At 67.0% G+C, this 14,339-nt stretch carries 12 protein-coding genes, 4 tRNA genes and 1 pseudogene; 7 read left to right on the forward strand and 10 right to left on the reverse strand.

Going from position 1 to position 14,339, the window contains the following annotated elements; translation table 11 throughout:
• Positions 1 to 86, forward strand: a pseudogene (locus ACIBK1_RS39760) (IS5/IS1182 family transposase); the annotation flags it as partial.
• Between the two features lie 127 nt (positions 87 to 213).
• Here the strand turns inward: ACIBK1_RS39760 and ACIBK1_RS39765 are convergent.
• The 6 genes from ACIBK1_RS39765 to ACIBK1_RS39790 form a co-directional block, all read right to left on the reverse strand.
• On the reverse strand, positions 214 to 1,947 hold the full coding sequence (locus tag ACIBK1_RS39765) for an ATP-dependent nuclease (protein WP_396740800.1): 1,734 nt from the start codon (positions 1,945 to 1,947) through the stop codon (positions 214 to 216).
• A gap of 414 nt (positions 1,948 to 2,361) precedes the next feature.
• A tRNA-Phe gene (locus tag ACIBK1_RS39770) sits at positions 2,362 to 2,438 on the reverse strand.
• 20 nt (positions 2,439 to 2,458) lie between these two features.
• A tRNA-Asp gene (locus ACIBK1_RS39775) sits at positions 2,459 to 2,533 on the reverse strand.
• A gap of 109 nt (positions 2,534 to 2,642) precedes the next feature.
• Positions 2,643 to 2,715 (reverse strand) — tRNA-Glu (locus ACIBK1_RS39780).
• On the reverse strand, positions 2,716 to 4,350 hold the full coding sequence (locus ACIBK1_RS39785; protein WP_396740802.1) for a metallophosphoesterase family protein: 1,635 nt from the start codon (positions 4,348 to 4,350) through the stop codon (positions 2,716 to 2,718). It abuts the tRNA gene before it with no gap.
• Positions 4,351 to 4,407: 57 nt separating this feature from the next.
• On the reverse strand, positions 4,408 to 5,043 hold the full coding sequence (locus ACIBK1_RS39790; protein WP_396740804.1) for a TetR/AcrR family transcriptional regulator C-terminal domain-containing protein: 636 nt from the start codon (positions 5,041 to 5,043) through the stop codon (positions 4,408 to 4,410).
• A gap of 68 nt (positions 5,044 to 5,111) precedes the next feature.
• Between ACIBK1_RS39790 and ACIBK1_RS39795 the strand changes: the two genes are divergently transcribed.
• From ACIBK1_RS39795 to ACIBK1_RS39810, 4 genes are all read left to right on the forward strand, one after another.
• Positions 5,112 to 6,059: an ATP-binding cassette domain-containing protein gene (locus ACIBK1_RS39795; protein ID WP_396740806.1), complete on the forward strand. Its 948-nt coding sequence runs from the start codon at positions 5,112 to 5,114 to the stop codon at positions 6,057 to 6,059.
• The gene (locus ACIBK1_RS39800; protein ID WP_396740808.1) at positions 6,056 to 6,886 is read left to right on the forward strand and encodes an ABC transporter permease; all 831 of its coding nucleotides are present in this window, start codon (positions 6,056 to 6,058) and stop codon (positions 6,884 to 6,886) included. The genes ACIBK1_RS39795 and ACIBK1_RS39800 overlap by 4 nt, the downstream gene beginning before the upstream one ends.
• Positions 6,887 to 6,898: 12 nt before the next feature.
• Positions 6,899 to 7,240, forward strand: a complete 342-nt coding sequence (locus ACIBK1_RS39805; protein WP_030512067.1) for a metallopeptidase family protein — start codon at positions 6,899 to 6,901, stop codon at positions 7,238 to 7,240.
• A 197-nt stretch (positions 7,241 to 7,437) separates the two neighbouring features.
• Positions 7,438 to 8,730 (forward strand): MFS transporter, encoded by a 1,293-nt coding sequence (locus tag ACIBK1_RS39810; RefSeq protein ID WP_030512068.1) that lies wholly within the window; start codon positions 7,438 to 7,440, stop codon positions 8,728 to 8,730.
• A gap of 1 nt (position 8,731) precedes the next feature.
• On the opposite strand, the gene ACIBK1_RS39815 is transcribed toward ACIBK1_RS39810, so the two are convergent.
• Positions 8,732 to 9,163 carry a PspC domain-containing protein gene (locus tag ACIBK1_RS39815; RefSeq protein ID WP_051762736.1) on the reverse strand — a complete coding sequence of 144 codons (432 nt, stop codon included), beginning with the start codon at positions 9,161 to 9,163 and terminating at the stop codon, positions 8,732 to 8,734.
• Between the two features lie 85 nt (positions 9,164 to 9,248).
• Here ACIBK1_RS39815 and ACIBK1_RS39820 point away from each other — a divergent pair, with 85 nt between their 5' ends.
• Both ACIBK1_RS39820 and ACIBK1_RS39825 read left to right on the forward strand, forming a co-directional pair.
• Positions 9,249 to 10,406, forward strand: a complete 1,158-nt coding sequence (locus ACIBK1_RS39820) for an acyl-CoA dehydrogenase family protein (protein WP_396740811.1) — start codon at positions 9,249 to 9,251, stop codon at positions 10,404 to 10,406.
• A gap of 128 nt (positions 10,407 to 10,534) precedes the next feature.
• Positions 10,535 to 10,606, forward strand: a tRNA-Lys gene (locus ACIBK1_RS39825).
• A 715-nt stretch (positions 10,607 to 11,321) separates the two neighbouring features.
• On the opposite strand, the gene ACIBK1_RS39830 is transcribed toward ACIBK1_RS39825, so the two are convergent.
• Genes ACIBK1_RS39830 through ACIBK1_RS39840 form a run of 3 tightly spaced genes read right to left on the reverse strand, consistent with a single transcriptional unit; the run spans position 11,322 to position 14,249 of the window.
• On the reverse strand, positions 11,322 to 12,575 hold the full coding sequence (locus ACIBK1_RS39830) for a tyrosine-type recombinase/integrase (RefSeq protein ID WP_396740813.1): 1,254 nt from the start codon (positions 12,573 to 12,575) through the stop codon (positions 11,322 to 11,324).
• Positions 12,575 to 12,754, reverse strand: a complete 180-nt coding sequence (locus ACIBK1_RS39835) for a helix-turn-helix domain-containing protein (protein WP_079315012.1) — start codon at positions 12,752 to 12,754, stop codon at positions 12,575 to 12,577. Before ACIBK1_RS39835 ends, ACIBK1_RS39830 begins: the two co-directional genes overlap by 1 nt.
• Positions 12,744 to 14,249, reverse strand: coding sequence for a replication initiator (locus tag ACIBK1_RS39840; RefSeq protein WP_396740815.1), 1,506 nt, complete (start codon positions 14,247 to 14,249; stop codon positions 12,744 to 12,746). Before ACIBK1_RS39840 ends, ACIBK1_RS39835 begins: the two co-directional genes overlap by 11 nt.
• Positions 14,250 to 14,339 lie beyond the last annotated feature (90 nt).

Raw genomic sequence — 14,339 nt, forward strand, 5'->3', positions numbered from 1 at the left:
TCCGCTGCTGCCCTCACCGCGCCACCCCGATCGTGCAGGCCATCCTCGTCCTGCAAGCCGTCGAAGACGACCGCTACTCAGGATGAAAAAGGCTCTATGCTCACGTCTCCCTCGGCGACAAGCGCCATGCTCTGGAGAGACTGGGCCAGGTATTGAACTAGGGAAGCACGCAGGCGGCCCGTCGACTCGATCGGGCCGCCCGTACTTCTGCCTCTACTCAGGCAGAGCGTTGATCTCCATCAAGACTTGAACCATCTCTTCGAACATCTCCTCAGACTTGACGTTCTTGGCGATAGCCTCAAATGAGACCGCTTTGAAGCCAGCCCCCTGCAAGAACCGATTCATCGCAGAGAGAACATCTTTGGGTGGACAGCTTGAATATCGAAACTCTACACTTTCCCAGTTATCCCGGAAGTCGCGCAACACGGCCCTTGTGACAGCAACAGCCTTATCGGGAGAGTACTTATCCATACCCTGCACTTCGGCGAGAAACCGAGCAAATATGGAGTCCTCTTTGCTGGCCACTATCCGATCAAGCTCAGCCGTAACCGTCTCCAGGGGACACCTGCTAAGCCGTGATATGACGGCCGGGAGCAATAGGTAGCTCTCAAGCTCTTTCCTTTTCCAGACGTGAGCCCGGAACCCTGCCCCTTTTAGCTTTTCCTCTACAGCAGCGACCTGCTGGTCACTCCTGTAATCACGGTCAAGCAGGATCATGGAACGAACGGCGTTTTGCAGAAATTGGTCAGCAAACCACTTGAAGGGTTCGACGTGATTCCAGTTCGAGTAACCGTTGATTGGGACTGCAGCAAGCACTGTCTCCTGAACGATTCGCTCAAGACCAAGTCTCTTGCCCAGTAGTTTGAGGATCTTTAGGTCTTTCCCTTCAACGAAGAGAACTCCGCGGGCACGGAGCGCGCGTGCTAGGCCGAGATTGAAGGCACTTCCAAGGGCAGCATCAAGGCCCGCCATGGATTCGTCTTTAGGGGAACGAATGGCTCTTGCGCGTGTCTTGTCCACCCAGACGATCGCGTCACGGGGAGCCTCCGCCAGTACCTCGCTTGAGTGGGTAGCCAGGACTACCTGGGCCGGCAATGAGTCGAGTAGACGCACCAGTCGACGTTGCAGGTCGGCATGTAGAAATACCTCCGGCTCATCCAAGACCAGCGTAGGAAGATCCTGCGCACGATAGAGGTGCAGCAGGAGTTGGAGCCAGATTTGGACGCCATCCCCAGCCCATACGAGCTCTTTCTCCGCCCGACTACCTGGTTCAGTATAAAAAACGTCGATACTAGATTCGCCTTCTGCGCGGTATCGACTTACTGGCTGCGAAAGCCTTATTCCACCCAGCCAGGGATCGGCAAAATCTATGAAGCTCTCCCAGTCGCCGTCATCTACGAGCATCCTGAGATTGTTTCTGAAGTGACGACTACTCAGCCGTGTTGCGAAGTTCTTTCGAACGTAGTCGTAATTTAGAATCTGCTCTTCATGCTCTAAAGGGGAGAGTGTAGGGATGATGCCGACAGTTGGGTAACCTTCTCTTGCTTCCTTTGGCGTTCGTACCACTCGGCCATCTTTGTCGAGCAAATAAAAGAAAGGGGCAGGAATCTCGTCGTCGTCATCGACCGGGAGCCATACCGCCCGCAACTTGTATCCAGAGCGCCAGGTTAACTCAAGGCTCGTCTCTTCGTTTCGGAAGTCGTGGCGGATGCTCTCGTTGAGCGCTTCGAACTCTCGAATAGGCGTCGGGTGTGCCTGTACCCACCCATCTCGATGCTGGCAAGCAAGCGATGGGCGGTTTCGTCGCGCCAGGCGCAGACAAGCCTCAGCCAGGCGAAGCGCTGTCAGGATGGTACTCTTGCCGGCACTATTTGGGCCGACCAGGAACGAAGTGTCTTGGAAGTTGATGGCAAACTTCTCAAAAGCCTTGAAGTTGCGCAGGCGCATGTCCCTAATCATGCTCTGATGCCACCCATACCTGTCTTTGAGGACCGACTTACAGTAAGGGCCGCAAGTTTACGGCTTGTGTCCGCACCACTGCAACGCGTATTCCGACCAGGAACATTACGATTGAGGTAGGCCCCCTCTGTGGGTCCAACACAGGTTTGTTTTGGCTGCCGCCGTTGAAATCGGGCTGGACGACCTCTAGGCGCCTCCACCAACGGGCCACCGGAGTGGAGGGAGCGGAGCGGACGGGCGGGGACCGGAGCTTCCTTCCGATGCAGCGACCCAACCCGGCCAGGGTTCGTGGACACACCGCTAGGCAGCTCAGTTCTGGCCGTTGCTGTCAGCGTTGCTGTCACTGGAGATCAAAAACGCCCCGGGCCGTGATCGGCTCGGGGCGTTTGGGCTGTTCAAGACTGGTGGTCAGGGGCAGGGTCGAACTGCCGACCTTCCGCTTTTCAGGCGGACGCTCGTACCAACTGAGCTACCTGACCTCGGCGGCTGCCGCCGTACGCGGTCCTGACGGGACTTGAACCCGCGACCTCCACCTTGACAGGGTGGCGAGCACTCCAAACTGCTCTACAGGACCTTTATGTCCGGGGGGCTTTCGCTTCCCCGTGTTGTTCGGCTCGCCTAGCTTACCAGCTTCCGGTAGGTCTTCGACCTTCCGTCATCCGGCGCGCCCGACGCGCTCCACGTGCCCCCAACGGGATTCGAACCCGTGCCGCCGCCTTGAAAGGGCGGTGTCCTAGGCCGCTAGACGATGGGGGCTCAAGGCTTTCGCCCTGTTCCGTGACGCCTTCCGTCGGAGACCTCTGAAGCATAGGGGACGTTTGCCCCTGATGCCAAAGCGGCCGGCGACGGCGAGCCGCTGCCGGTTGCCGTCGGCGACGGCGGCGCCTGCGGCGACTCGGGAAAAATTGTACGACCAGGGTCCGGCTCGATATGACGCTCACACTGGATCCACTGCTCACCGAGGCCGCCGACGGTGATGTCGTCCCAGGCCTCCAGGCGGTGGCTGCTCTTGCCGAAGTAGAGCACCGAGGCGGTCAGCGGGGTCGGCTCGTCGTGTTCCAGGCCGCGAAGGCCGGCGCCTCCGGTGGACCCCTGGATCATCAACCGGGTGCCGGAGGGCAGCAGCTCGGTGGACCGCGCATGGACGTGCCCGCTCAGCACGAGCGGCACATACCCGGACAGGCCGCGCCCCACGGTCGGATCGTGGACGGCCACGATGTCGGCGGCGATCTTGTCCGGGGCCGAGGTGGAGGCGGACCGGGGCCACTCGCGCGGCGCCAGCTTGGCCGCGTTGGCCCGGCCGAGGTCGAGAAGGCTCTTGCTCTCGTCGCCCGCCGCCTGCACGGACTTGTCCGGGGTGAACCTCGGGTCGCCGATGCCGTAGATGTTCAGCCCCTTGACCGTGGCCGCGGCGCCGTCCAGCACGACGGCGTTCTTCTGCTTCTCGACCGCCCGCTGGGTCGTCATGGAGTCGTGGTTGCCGCGCACGAAGACGTACGGCACGCCGAGCGAGCCGATCTCCTTGACGAACTCGTTCTCGGCCTTGGTCCCGTGGTCGCTGATGTCGCCGGTGTCGACGATCAGATCGATCTTGAACTGGTCCTTCAGCGACTTGATCATGTTCCAGCCCAGCGGGTTGATGTGCAGGTCGGAGACGTGCAGCACGCGGACGGTGTCCGGATCGGGGTCGAAGATCGGCAGGTTCGACCCCGCCTCGTACAGCTGGGAGACGTTGGTCACCAGCTTGGCGAGCTGGCCGCGATATTCGGAGAACTTGGTCACGATCGACTGGGCGCTGCCGACCAGGGACGGCACACCCGTGAGCAGCCCGGTGTACCGGGGCTCGGCGATCGAGCGGGGGTTGAACGTCAGCGCGGAGACGCCGCCGAGAACGACGACCATCACCAGCGAGCCCGCCGCGGTCCAGACCGCCCGCGACAGCCGCCGGAAGGCGACCAGGCCGGTGATGAACCCGACGGCGACGGCGAACAGCACCGCGCGCAGGACGAGGCTCCGCAGACCGGAGATGACGTCGGCCTCGATGGTCGTCGGCAACCGGTCGGCCCACCGGGGATTCTTGAGAATCTCCTCCGCGACTTCCGGGTGGACCGCCTCGATCGTCAGGTCGAGGCGCAGCGGGCCGTCGTGGCTGTTGAAGCTGAGCGTCCCGAGGGGCCGTACGTCGATGACGGTCTCCCCGCTCCAGGACGGAGTCAGGGACATCCCGATGTCGGCAGGCCCGACCGGTGTGTCCACTTTGGCGCCGAACGCCATGCCGAGCCATCCGCCGACCACCGCCGCGAGCACGACCGCGAGCACGCGGACGGACACACGAGCGACCCGGCTGTCGGCCGTCTTACGGGCGAACGCCCTCAACCACGAGTTCTCCATCCCTTCCTGACTACCCGAAGATGCGCCCTCTTTGGTTACCGGACCACGGTCTTCCGGTTACCGACCGTCCGGGTGGGCCTCGAGACGGGCCCGCATGCCCGACAAAATCAGCGCCATGCCGTGCTCGAAAGACGCGTCCGTCTGCGGGCCCTTGGTCTCGGCCATGACGGCGCGCACGTTCGGGTACGGCGCGAGGCTCTCCAGCGCCTCCTCGAACAGGGCCGGGTCCTGCGTGCCCCGCTCCTGGTCGGCCTGCTCCTCCAGGACGAATCCGCCGAGGAAGCTCGCGAGCGTGCCGAGACCCCACATCGCGTCCGTACGGGGGAATCCGGCGCGCTGCAGCGACTCCAGGATGGTCTCGACGGTCTGCAGCGTGGCCGTGCCGGGGTGGGTGCCGGCGGCGAGGCGCGCGGTGTCGCGGTGCGACTTGAACGCGCGGCGCTGGCCCCTGCACCACTCCGCCAGCCACTCCTCCCACGACTCCCCCTCGCCGAGCGGCCGCAACGGCTCCTGCACGGAGATCACCTCGGCCATCTCGTCGAGGAGTTCCTGCTTGTTCCTGAAGTGCCAGTAGAGAGCGGGGGCCTGCACGCCCAGCTCGGTCGCGAGCCTGCGCAGGGTCAGCTGCTCCAGCCCCACCTCGTCCAGGAGCCGGATGGCGGTCCTGACGATCGTGTCGCGTTCGAGTGCCACGGTTGACAGCTTAACGGTGTTCAATGCATCCTTAACGTTGTTAAATTTAACTGCGTTAAGGAGATGCCGTGATCCATGCGGAAGGAGTACGCAAGCGGTTCGGCACGACCGAGGCGCTGCGGGGCGTCGACCTCGACGTGCCGCGCGGCTCGGTGTGCGGCCTGCTCGGGCCCAACGGCGCCGGCAAGACGACGATGGTGCGCGTCCTCACGACGCTGCTGCGCCCCGACGGCGGCTCGGCCCGGGTGGCCGGCTGCGACGTGGCCGGGGACTCCGAACGGCTCCGCTACCGCATCGGCCTCGCCGGCCAGCACGCGGCACTGGACGAGCTGCTGACCGGACGCCGCAACCTGGAGCTGTTCGGCCGGCTCTACCACCTGCCCCGCCGTACGGCCCGCCGCAGGGCCGAGGAGCTGCTGGAGCGGTTCGGCCTGACCGAGGCGACGAACCGTCCGGTGCGGACGTATTCGGGCGGCATGCGGCGCAGGCTCGACCTGGCCGCCAGCCTGATCGTCTCCCCGCCGGTGCTGTTCATGGACGAGCCGACCACCGGCCTCGACCCCCGCAGCCGTCTCGCGCTGTGGGACGAGCTGCGCGCGCTCGTCGCCGAGGGAACGACCCTGCTGCTCACCACGCAGTACCTCGACGAGGCCGACCACCTGGCCGACCGCATCGCCGTCATGGACGCCGGGCGGGTGGTCGCGGCCGGGTCGCCGTCCGCCCTGAAGGCGAAGGTGGGCGGCGACCGGGTGAGCATCGCGTTCCGCGACACCGCGGACCTGGCTCCCGGCGTCGCGGCGGTGCGCGGCGTGCTTGCCGGCGAGCCCGAGATCGACACCGCAGAACGGCGGCTCGTCGTGCCCGTCTCGGACGGCGCCGCCTCCCTGGTCAGGGTCGCCGCGGCCCTCGGCGCGGCCGGGGTCGGCGTGGAGGACCTGGGGCTGCGCCGGCCGACGCTGGACGAGGTCTTCCTGGCGCTCACGGACGCGCCGGGCAGAGAGAAGGAGGCGGCATGATCACGGTGGAACCCCCCGCGACGAGGGGGCAACGGCTGGGCTGGGCCCTGAGCGACACGTTCGTCATCGCGGGGCGCAGTTTCTCCCAGCTGCGCGCCCAGCCGGGCCAGATCGCCGCCCAGCTGATCGCCCCGGTCATCATGACCATTCTGTTCGGGTACGTCTTCGGCAGCGCGATCAGCCTGCCCGGCGGGGGCGACTACCGGAACTACCTGATGCCCGGAATCTTCATGCAGGTCATGGCGCTGTCCGCGGTCGCCGCCGCCACGTCGGTCGCCGAGGACATGGCGCGCGGCATCATCGACCGCTTCCGCGTCCAGCCCATCGCGCGCGGGGCCCTGCTGGCCGGGCGGAGCCTCGCGGACCTGTCCAAGGACTGGCTGTCGCTCGCGATGATGGCCGTCTGCGGCCTGCTGATCGCGGGATGGCGCCCGCACGGCACCCCTCTGGAGACGCTCGCCGGCTTCGCGCTGCTCGCCCTGTTCGGGTACGCGATGATCTGGGTGGGCACGTACATTGGGCTGTTCGTGAGGAACGGCGCGTCGGCGGACGCCGCCACGTTCGGCTGGCTGTTCCCGATGACGTTCCTCGCCAACGCGTTCGTGCCGCTGGAGGGGCTCCCCGGATGGCTGCGGGCGATCGCGGACTGGAATCCGATGAGCGCCGTCGTCTCGGCCGCCCGGGAGCTGTTCGGCAACCCCGGCTCGGCCGCCGCCTCCTGGCCTCTCCAGCATCCGGTGACGGCGTCGCTGTGCTGGTCGCTGCTGATCATCGCGGTGTTCGCACCGCTCGCCGTACGGCGCTACCGCACGGCAGCCTCGCGATGACACGATGAGACCGTGATCGACGTCCCGCTGAAGAGGTTCGAGGAGCTCGTGGCCGAGGCGCTCGACACGATTCCCCCGGACCTGGCCAAGGTCATGGACAACGTCGTCGTCGTGGTGGTGGACGACCCGCCCGAGCCCGGCCTGCTCGGGCTCTACACCGGCATTCCGCTGACCGAACGGGGCGACTGGTATTCGGGGGTTCTCCCGGATCGCATCGAGATCTACCGGAACCCCACGCTGGAGATCTGCGAGACCGAGGACGACGTGGTCGAGGAGGTCCGCGTCACCGTCGTCCACGAGATCGCCCACCACTTCGGCATCGACGACGAACGGCTGCACGAGCTCGGCTGGTGACGGCCCCTTTCCCCGGGTGTTTTCCCTCGTCAGGGCGGCGATCGCCGTTCGCGGCCTGCGAAACGGGACCGTCAGCGGGTTGCAAAAGTCGCTTCCGACGGGCACTGTAAGTGACATGTTGACCACGGGCTGTAAGATCCAGTCGCCGCGGCGGACACCGGCGGACATGGCCGGCGGAGCGACCTCTGCGGAGTGAGATGGCGGCCACCAAGCCCGGCAGGCTGTCCGGCCGGCACCGCCGTCCCCCCGAGGTGCGGGCCACATATCGGGAGGTCGCCGCGATCCCCGAGTTCCGGGCCCTGTGGCTCGGACAGGGCATGTCGCTCCTCGGCGACCAGCTCGCCCAGGTGGCGCTCGCGGTGCTGGTCTACAGCCGGACCGCTTCACCGCTGGCAACGGCCGCCGTCTACGCCCTGACCTACCTGCCGCCCATCGTCGGCGGGCCCCTGCTGTCCGGGCTCGCCGACCGGTACCCGCGCAGGCGGGTCATGCTCTGGTGCGACATGCTGCGCGCCCTGATGCTCGCCGTGATGGCCCTGCCCGCGACACCGTTTCCGGTGCTGTGCGCGCTGGTCTTCTTCGTCGTGCTGCTCGGCGCGCCGTTCTCCGCCGCCCGCGCGGCGCTGCTCCCCGAGGTGCTGGAGGGCGACAGGTACGTCGTGGGCTCGGCCCTGCAGAACGTGACCAACCAGGCCGTGCAGATGCTGGGATTCGCCGCCGGGGGCGCGGCGATCGCGGTGCTCGGGCCCTATCGGGCGCTGGCGCTGGACTGTGCGACGTTCCTCGGATCGGCCCTGGTGATCGTCGCGGGAGTCCGGCACCGCCCGGCGCCGCTGCGGGAGGACGGCGACCGGCCGTCCATATGGCGGATGACGCTGTCCGGCGCGCGCCTGGTGTTCGGCGAACGGCGGCTGCGCACGCTCGTTCTGTTCGCCTGGCTGTGCGGGTTCTACGTGATCCCCGAGGGCATCGCGGTGCCGTACGCCGCGGCGCTCGCCGACGGGAGGCTGCCCGTCCCGGTGATCACGGGTCTGCTGATGGCGGCGATGCCGACGGGCACGGTCATCGGCGCGTTCTTTTTCGGGCGGTTCGTCACGCCCTCGGGACGGCTGCGGGGCATGGGATGGCTCGCCATGCTGACCTGCGCGCCGCTCGTGCTGTGTGCGATCCGGCCACCGCTGGAGGGCGTGCTCGCCCTGTGGGTGCTATCCGGAATCGGTGGGGCCTACCAGCTCGCGGCCAACGCGGCCTTCGTCCAGTGTGTGCCCGCTTCGGGGCGGGCCGCGGCGTTCGGGCTGGTGCAGTCGGGCCTGCTGGCCGCCCAGGGAGTCGGCATCCTCATCGGAGGCGCCGCCGCGCAGCGACTCGGCCCAGAGGCCGTCGTGACGCTGGCGGGCGTTGCCGGGCTGTGCACCGCGGCCGTGCTCGCCATGCTCTGGACCGAGTCGCGTAGGGAGATCATCGCCAAGGTCCGGGCCGCCGCTACCTGAGTCAGGCCTGCGGACCCTGGTTCTGGGAGTCGCCGGCGGAGGGCCGGCCGTACGGGTGCTGCTCGTAGCCGGGGGCCTGCGGGGCCTGCGGGGGGTAGGGGGTGCCGGTGGGGCGGCCGCCCTGGTTCCAGCCCTGCTGGACGTTGTCCCACTTGGCCTTGGCGTCCTGCCAGACCCGGCCGTCCTTGTTCTTGTCGATGAGGTCCTGGACGATGGAGGAGTTCTTGCCCTCCTCGGGGAGGAGGAGCCAGGCGACGGCGTAGACGCCGACGCCGAGGCCGCCGAAGAAGCTCGCGACGGCGAGCCCGAGGCGCAGGATGTTGGCGTCGATGCCGGTGTACTCGGAGACACCCGAGCACACTCCGGCGACGATCCTGCCGTTCCGAGTGCGGTGGAGCTGCTTGACCGAACCGTTGGAGTTCATCTCGTTCATACCTCCACAGTGCCTTTCGGGGGGGTGGACGCACATCGGGATTCCCCCTGGCCCTACCCCGAGGAGGCCCGGATACCCTGACGCCATGGACGACCTTCTCGAGCTCGACGACCAACTCGACCCCGAGCACCGCATGATCAGGGATTCCGTAAGGGAACTCGTCTCCGGCAAGGTCCTTCCCCACGTCGCCGAGTGGTTCGAGCAGGGCACGTTCCCCGCCCGCGAGCTCGCCCCGGCCCTGGGCTCGCTCGGCCTCCTCGGCATGCACCTGGAGGGGTACGGCTGCGCCGGGCTCGACGCCGTCTCGTACGGCGTGGCCTGCCGGGAGCTGGAGGCGGGCGACTCGGGGCTGCGGTCGTTCGTGTCCGTGCAGGGGTCGCTGGCGATGTTCCCCATCTGGAAGTACGGCTCGGACGAGCAGAAGGAGGAGTGGCTGCCCCGGCTGGCGTCAGGGGAGGCCATCGGGTGCTTCGGCCTGACCGAGCCCGACCACGGGTCCGACCCCGCCGGCATGCGCACCACCGCCAAGCAGGACCCGTCCGGCGACTGGATCCTGAACGGCGCCAAGATGTGGATCACCAACGGCTCGATCGCCGACGTGGCCGTGGTGTGGGCGCAGACCGACGAGGGCATCCGGGGGTTCGTCGTCCCCACCTCGACCCCCGGCTTCTCCGCCCCTGAGATCCACCGGAAGCTGTCCCTGAGGGCCTCGGTCACCTCCTCTCTGTACTTCGACGACGTACGGCTGCCCGCCTCCGCGGTGCTGCCGGGCGTCACCGGGCTGAAGGGCCCGCTGTCGTGCCTCACCGAGGCGCGGTACGGCATCCTGTGGGGCGTGGTCGGAGCCGGCCGGGCCTGCCTGGAGGCGGCCGTGGACTACGCCACCACGCGCGTGCAGTTCGGCAAGCCGATCGGCGCCTTCCAGCTCACGCAGGAGAAGCTGGCCTGGATGGCCGTCGCGCTCGGCCAGGCCGGGCTCACCGCCCTCCACCTCGGCCGTCTCAAGGACGCCGGAAAGCTGAAGCCCACCCAGGTCAGCTTCGGCAAGCTGGCCAACGTCCGGGCCGCGCTCGACATCGCCCGCGAGGCGCGTACGGTGCTGGGGGCCAACGGCGTCACGCTGGAGTATCCGGTCATCAGGCACATGAACAACCTGGAGTCCGTGCTCACGTACGAGGGCACCCAGGAGGTGCACCTGCTCACTCTGGGCAAGGCGCTCACGGGCCTCGACGCCTTCCGCTGACGCCGCTGTTCACCGCGATCAGGGACAATCGCGTCGCCGAAGACGCGGTACTCTCTGTACCCTGCATCATGGGGAGTGTTCCACGGATCACAGCGCGACACGGGCCGGGGTCCGCGGGGCACGACCAAGGGGTGCTAGCTCAATGGCAGAGCTGCGGACTTTTAATCCGTCGGTTCAGGGTTCGAGTCCCTGGCGCCCCACCTGCGCAAACAGCTCTGCGAACATGATCGTTGAGGGCTGTTGACGGCTACGATTGACGGCAACGTCGTTCATCGGGTGGCCATGGAGCCGTCGAGCCCATCTTGACTGCCCTCCGCGCCCAGAGCATGGACGCGGTGCTGTACAAGGGCCGCACCGGGATCCCCCGGCGCTACCTCCCGCTCCCTAGGACCGGCCCGAGCCAGCCCTGCCACTGCTTACTCGACAGCGGGCCGCCTTCTCACGCTGACTCTTGCGCCAATGCCTCGCAAACTCTGCGGCCAGCGCTGGTCGATGAGGTCCGCGGCCTCTCGGCAGGCGCCACAGGCGCTAGCTCGTTCTGGGAACCATAAGTAGTCAGATGGAGACATGCCAGCTGACTCGATGCCGCACAGTGTTCTGCCGTACGAACCGTAGGCGTGGGCAATGTCAACCGGCAAGTCATCCGCAACGGCCCTCTCCCACCGCATATCCACGGGCATATACGGCGGTCGTGCGATCTCGAACCACTTGCCACCCACATGCGTAGTCGCATAGCACCAAGCACAGGACCAGATTTGCTCTTCGCATTGGTTCGGTTGCACCGGCCACTGCCACATCGCGCGCTCACACACGTCACACTTCACAACCTGATCCTCACACGCGCGATCAACCGGGCCGGAGTAAACGGCAGCAAGTGATCAGGATGAAACAACTTTCCTCAGGACAAAACGCTCTTTAAGTCAGACCTCCGAGCGCCTTTTCCAGCTTGTCGAGCGCGGTCGCCTGGTGCTCGGGCAGCACGTGAGCGTAGGTGTTCATGGTCAGCACGATCGTGCTGTGGCCGAGGATCTCCATGATCGTCCGGGTGTCCACACCCTGAGCGAGCAGGATCGTCGCGCAGGTGTGCCGGAGGTCGTGCAGTCGTACGCGCCGGATGCCCGCCGCGTCGCACACGGCCCGGAAGTGCCGGTAGAGGTTCTCCGGCTCGATGGCGGTCCCGATGTGCGTCGTGAAGACCAGGCCGTGCGGGTTGTTCCACGCTGATCCGGCTGCCAGGCGCTCCGCGGCTTGCTCGGCCCTGTGCTCCTTGAGGACCTTCACCAGGTTCTCCGGGAGCCGGATCGTACGGCGAGAGCGCTGCGTCTTGAGCGGCACGAGCTTGAGCCCCTCGCCCTTCTGCCGCTGGAGTGCCTGCCGGACGCGGAGCACGCCGTTGTCCAGGTCGACGTCATCCCAGCGGAGCCCGAGGGCCTCACCGCGCCGGAGGCCGACGCCAAGGGCCACGGCGTACACCGCGTAGAACCGCCCCTTGCGTGCCTGCCGGAGGAACTGCTTGGCCTCGTCAAGGGTGAGCGCCTGGATCTCCGGCCGCTCGACGGTGCCCAGTTGGACGTTCTTCGCAACGTTGCGCAGCACCAGGTCTTCGCGCACCGCCTGGGCCAGAGCGGCCCGGAGCAGGGCGTGAAGGTACTGGACCGTCCGGGACGACGGCACCTTGTTGCAGCACTTCCCGATCGCGCAGCATCGCTGCTGCTTCGCCGGGTCCTTGTGCCGCTTCGGCCGTTTGGCGTCGTGACCCTGGAGACAGCACTGGCACGTCTTGGACACCTTCACGAGCCACGTCCGGATGTCCTGGGCCGTGAGCTTCTTGAGCTGCTTCTTGCCGAGCCCGGGGATCAAGTACAGCCGCACGTACGTCTCGTAGCTCCGGTAGGTGGACGGCCGAACCTTCGGCTTGGCGACCTGTTCGAGCCAGTACGTCAGGTAGTCGCCGAGGCTGAGCGTCGTCGTCTCCACGGGGACGCCCTTGCGCGCGTTGGCGAGAGCTTCCGTGAGCTTGGCGTTGGCCTCCTCCCACGTCTTGCCGTACACCCGGAACCGCTTCCGGGTGCCGTCGAGGGATTCCAGGTAAGCCGCGCCCTCCCACCGGCCGTCCTTGCGCTGGTAGACGCTGCCAGCGCCGTTCGGTTGCTTCGCTCGTCTGGGCATCAGGAAGCCTCCTTCATCAATCGGGCGACGAGATCGTCTATGGCGGATCTGGGGATTCGGCGACGGTGGCCGATGAGGAACGAGGCCAGTTCGCCGGAGCGGAGAAGGTCGTAGAGCGTGGATCTGCCGATCTTGAGGAGCTGTGCGGCCTCCTCCACCGTCAGGAAGTCATCCGCCAAGCCGGTCCTCCTCGCGCTCGGCGGCGATGGCCCGTGCGGTCTCGACCCGTTGCCGGATGTGCTCGGCGAGGATCGCTTCTCCGGGGGTGTAGCCGATGCCGGCGAACCGCCAGTGACCGAGCACGAGGGTGGTCGCGTCCCCCACGGCCGGAAGGCTGTACTTCTCCCGTGCCTCCGTCGCGCGGTGCATGGCGCGCTCGCCGCGAATCCTCGTGAGCGTGGTGGAGTAGTCACGGCTCTTGGTGGAGAAGTGGCCCCGGAAGCCGAGCATGTGAGCCCAGGGCCGCAACCGTAGGTCGGCGAACTCCGGACGGCCGCCGAGGTCCCAGCACTCGCGAATCATGCGCCGGGCATGCTCGGTGACGGGCAGGGCGTCCAGGTGCAGGCCCGGTTTGAGGCCGGTCCCCTGGCAGCGCCGACAGGTGGCGAAGCGGTCACGCCCGCGGCCACCGCACGCCGGGCAGGCCAACCGTTGATCGACCGTCCCGGAGGCTTCCGCGGCCTTGGTGGCGTACTTGGCGATGTAACTCGCCACGGCGCGCTCGCTGAGGCCCTCCGCAGCACCGCCGAGGACGATGGGCCGGATGTCGAGCTGATCGCCCCATCGGAGGTCCCACTGTCCGAGGGCGCTCGGCGCAGTGGTGACCCGTACCCGCTTGACCGCTGGCGAAATGGCGCGGCAGAGCAGCGCGTGGTCCGCCCATTCGGGAGGTACCTCTGACGCGCCGCCGGGACCATCCAGGCGGATCACAGCGTGGAAGTGGACGAGTCCCCGGCGCTGATACTCCGCCACCTTGGCGAAGGAGACCCGGACGAGCTGCGCGAAGGCCCTCCGGCTCAGGCCCGCCTGACTGGCCAGCTCTCGCCGGATCTCCAGCGTGAAGCGGTGCCACAGCGCCCCGACGTGCGCCTGCCAGAGGACCGCGCCCCGGTAGTCGTAGCACCCGGGGCAGATCGGTTGTCCGAGCTGTTCGTCTTTCGGCTCGTGCCGGATGTGGCAGCCGACCGGCCGCCCGTGTTCGCAGGGTTCGTCTCGACTGCGTGGACGGCAGGGGCGGGACGTGCCGTCCTTCTCCCTTCGGGTGTGGACCGGGCCGAACGATGGAGCGGTAAGCGTGACGAAGACCCGGGGGTGTGCGCTGACCTCGGCGGGGACGCCCTTTCCTCCCGACAGCCCGGCCCTGACGAGCTGGAAGGTATCCGCCTGGTAAAGCTGCGAGCAGGCCCGGCAGACCGACGACCGGCGATTGCCGCAGGCGACGAGCAGTCGCCCGTACGGCTCATCCGCCGTGCGATACGTGTGCAGGACCTCCCCGGTGTCCGCGTGAACGACGAGGGACTCCCCTGTCAGGTGCACCGGATTGGCGCATCCCCCGGTAGCCGCGACCATCGAGCGCCAGCGGTCATGGCCTGGGTCGTTCATCAGCCGTGCGAGATCGAGCAGCCATTCAGGCTGCTGGTGTGGGGTGTGGTGCTGTTCCTCCTTGCTGTTCATGCGACCTCCTCTCTCCCGATGTGACCTAGACGTAGTCCAAGACGTGCTACGTGTTTGCTCACGTGGACATGTTAGCCAACACGTGCTACC

The sequence above is a fragment of the Microbispora rosea genome (genome assembly GCF_044460045.1).
In the GTDB taxonomy this organism is placed as follows: Bacteria; Actinomycetota; Actinomycetes; order Streptosporangiales; family Streptosporangiaceae; genus Microbispora; species Microbispora rosea.

Coding starts and splice junctions, on each gene's coding strand:
- ACIBK1_RS39840 (WP_396740815.1), bottom strand. CDS start 14,249: ATGAACAGCAAGGAGGAACAGCACCACACCCCACACCAGCAGCCTGAA.
- ACIBK1_RS39830 (WP_396740813.1), bottom strand. CDS start 12,575: ATGCCCAGACGAGCGAAGCAACCGAACGGCGCTGGCAGCGTCTACCAG.
- ACIBK1_RS39815 (WP_051762736.1), bottom strand. CDS start 9,163: ATGAACGAGATGAACTCCAACGGTTCGGTCAAGCAGCTCCACCGCACT.
- ACIBK1_RS39820 (WP_396740811.1), top strand. CDS start 9,249: ATGGACGACCTTCTCGAGCTCGACGACCAACTCGACCCCGAGCACCGC.
- ACIBK1_RS39810 (WP_030512068.1), top strand. CDS start 7,438: ATGGCGGCCACCAAGCCCGGCAGGCTGTCCGGCCGGCACCGCCGTCCC.
- ACIBK1_RS39765 (WP_396740800.1), bottom strand. CDS start 1,947: ATGCGCCTGCGCAACTTCAAGGCTTTTGAGAAGTTTGCCATCAACTTC.
- ACIBK1_RS39785 (WP_396740802.1), bottom strand. CDS start 4,350: ATGGAGAACTCGTGGTTGAGGGCGTTCGCCCGTAAGACGGCCGACAGC.
- ACIBK1_RS39800 (WP_396740808.1), top strand. CDS start 6,056: ATGATCACGGTGGAACCCCCCGCGACGAGGGGGCAACGGCTGGGCTGG.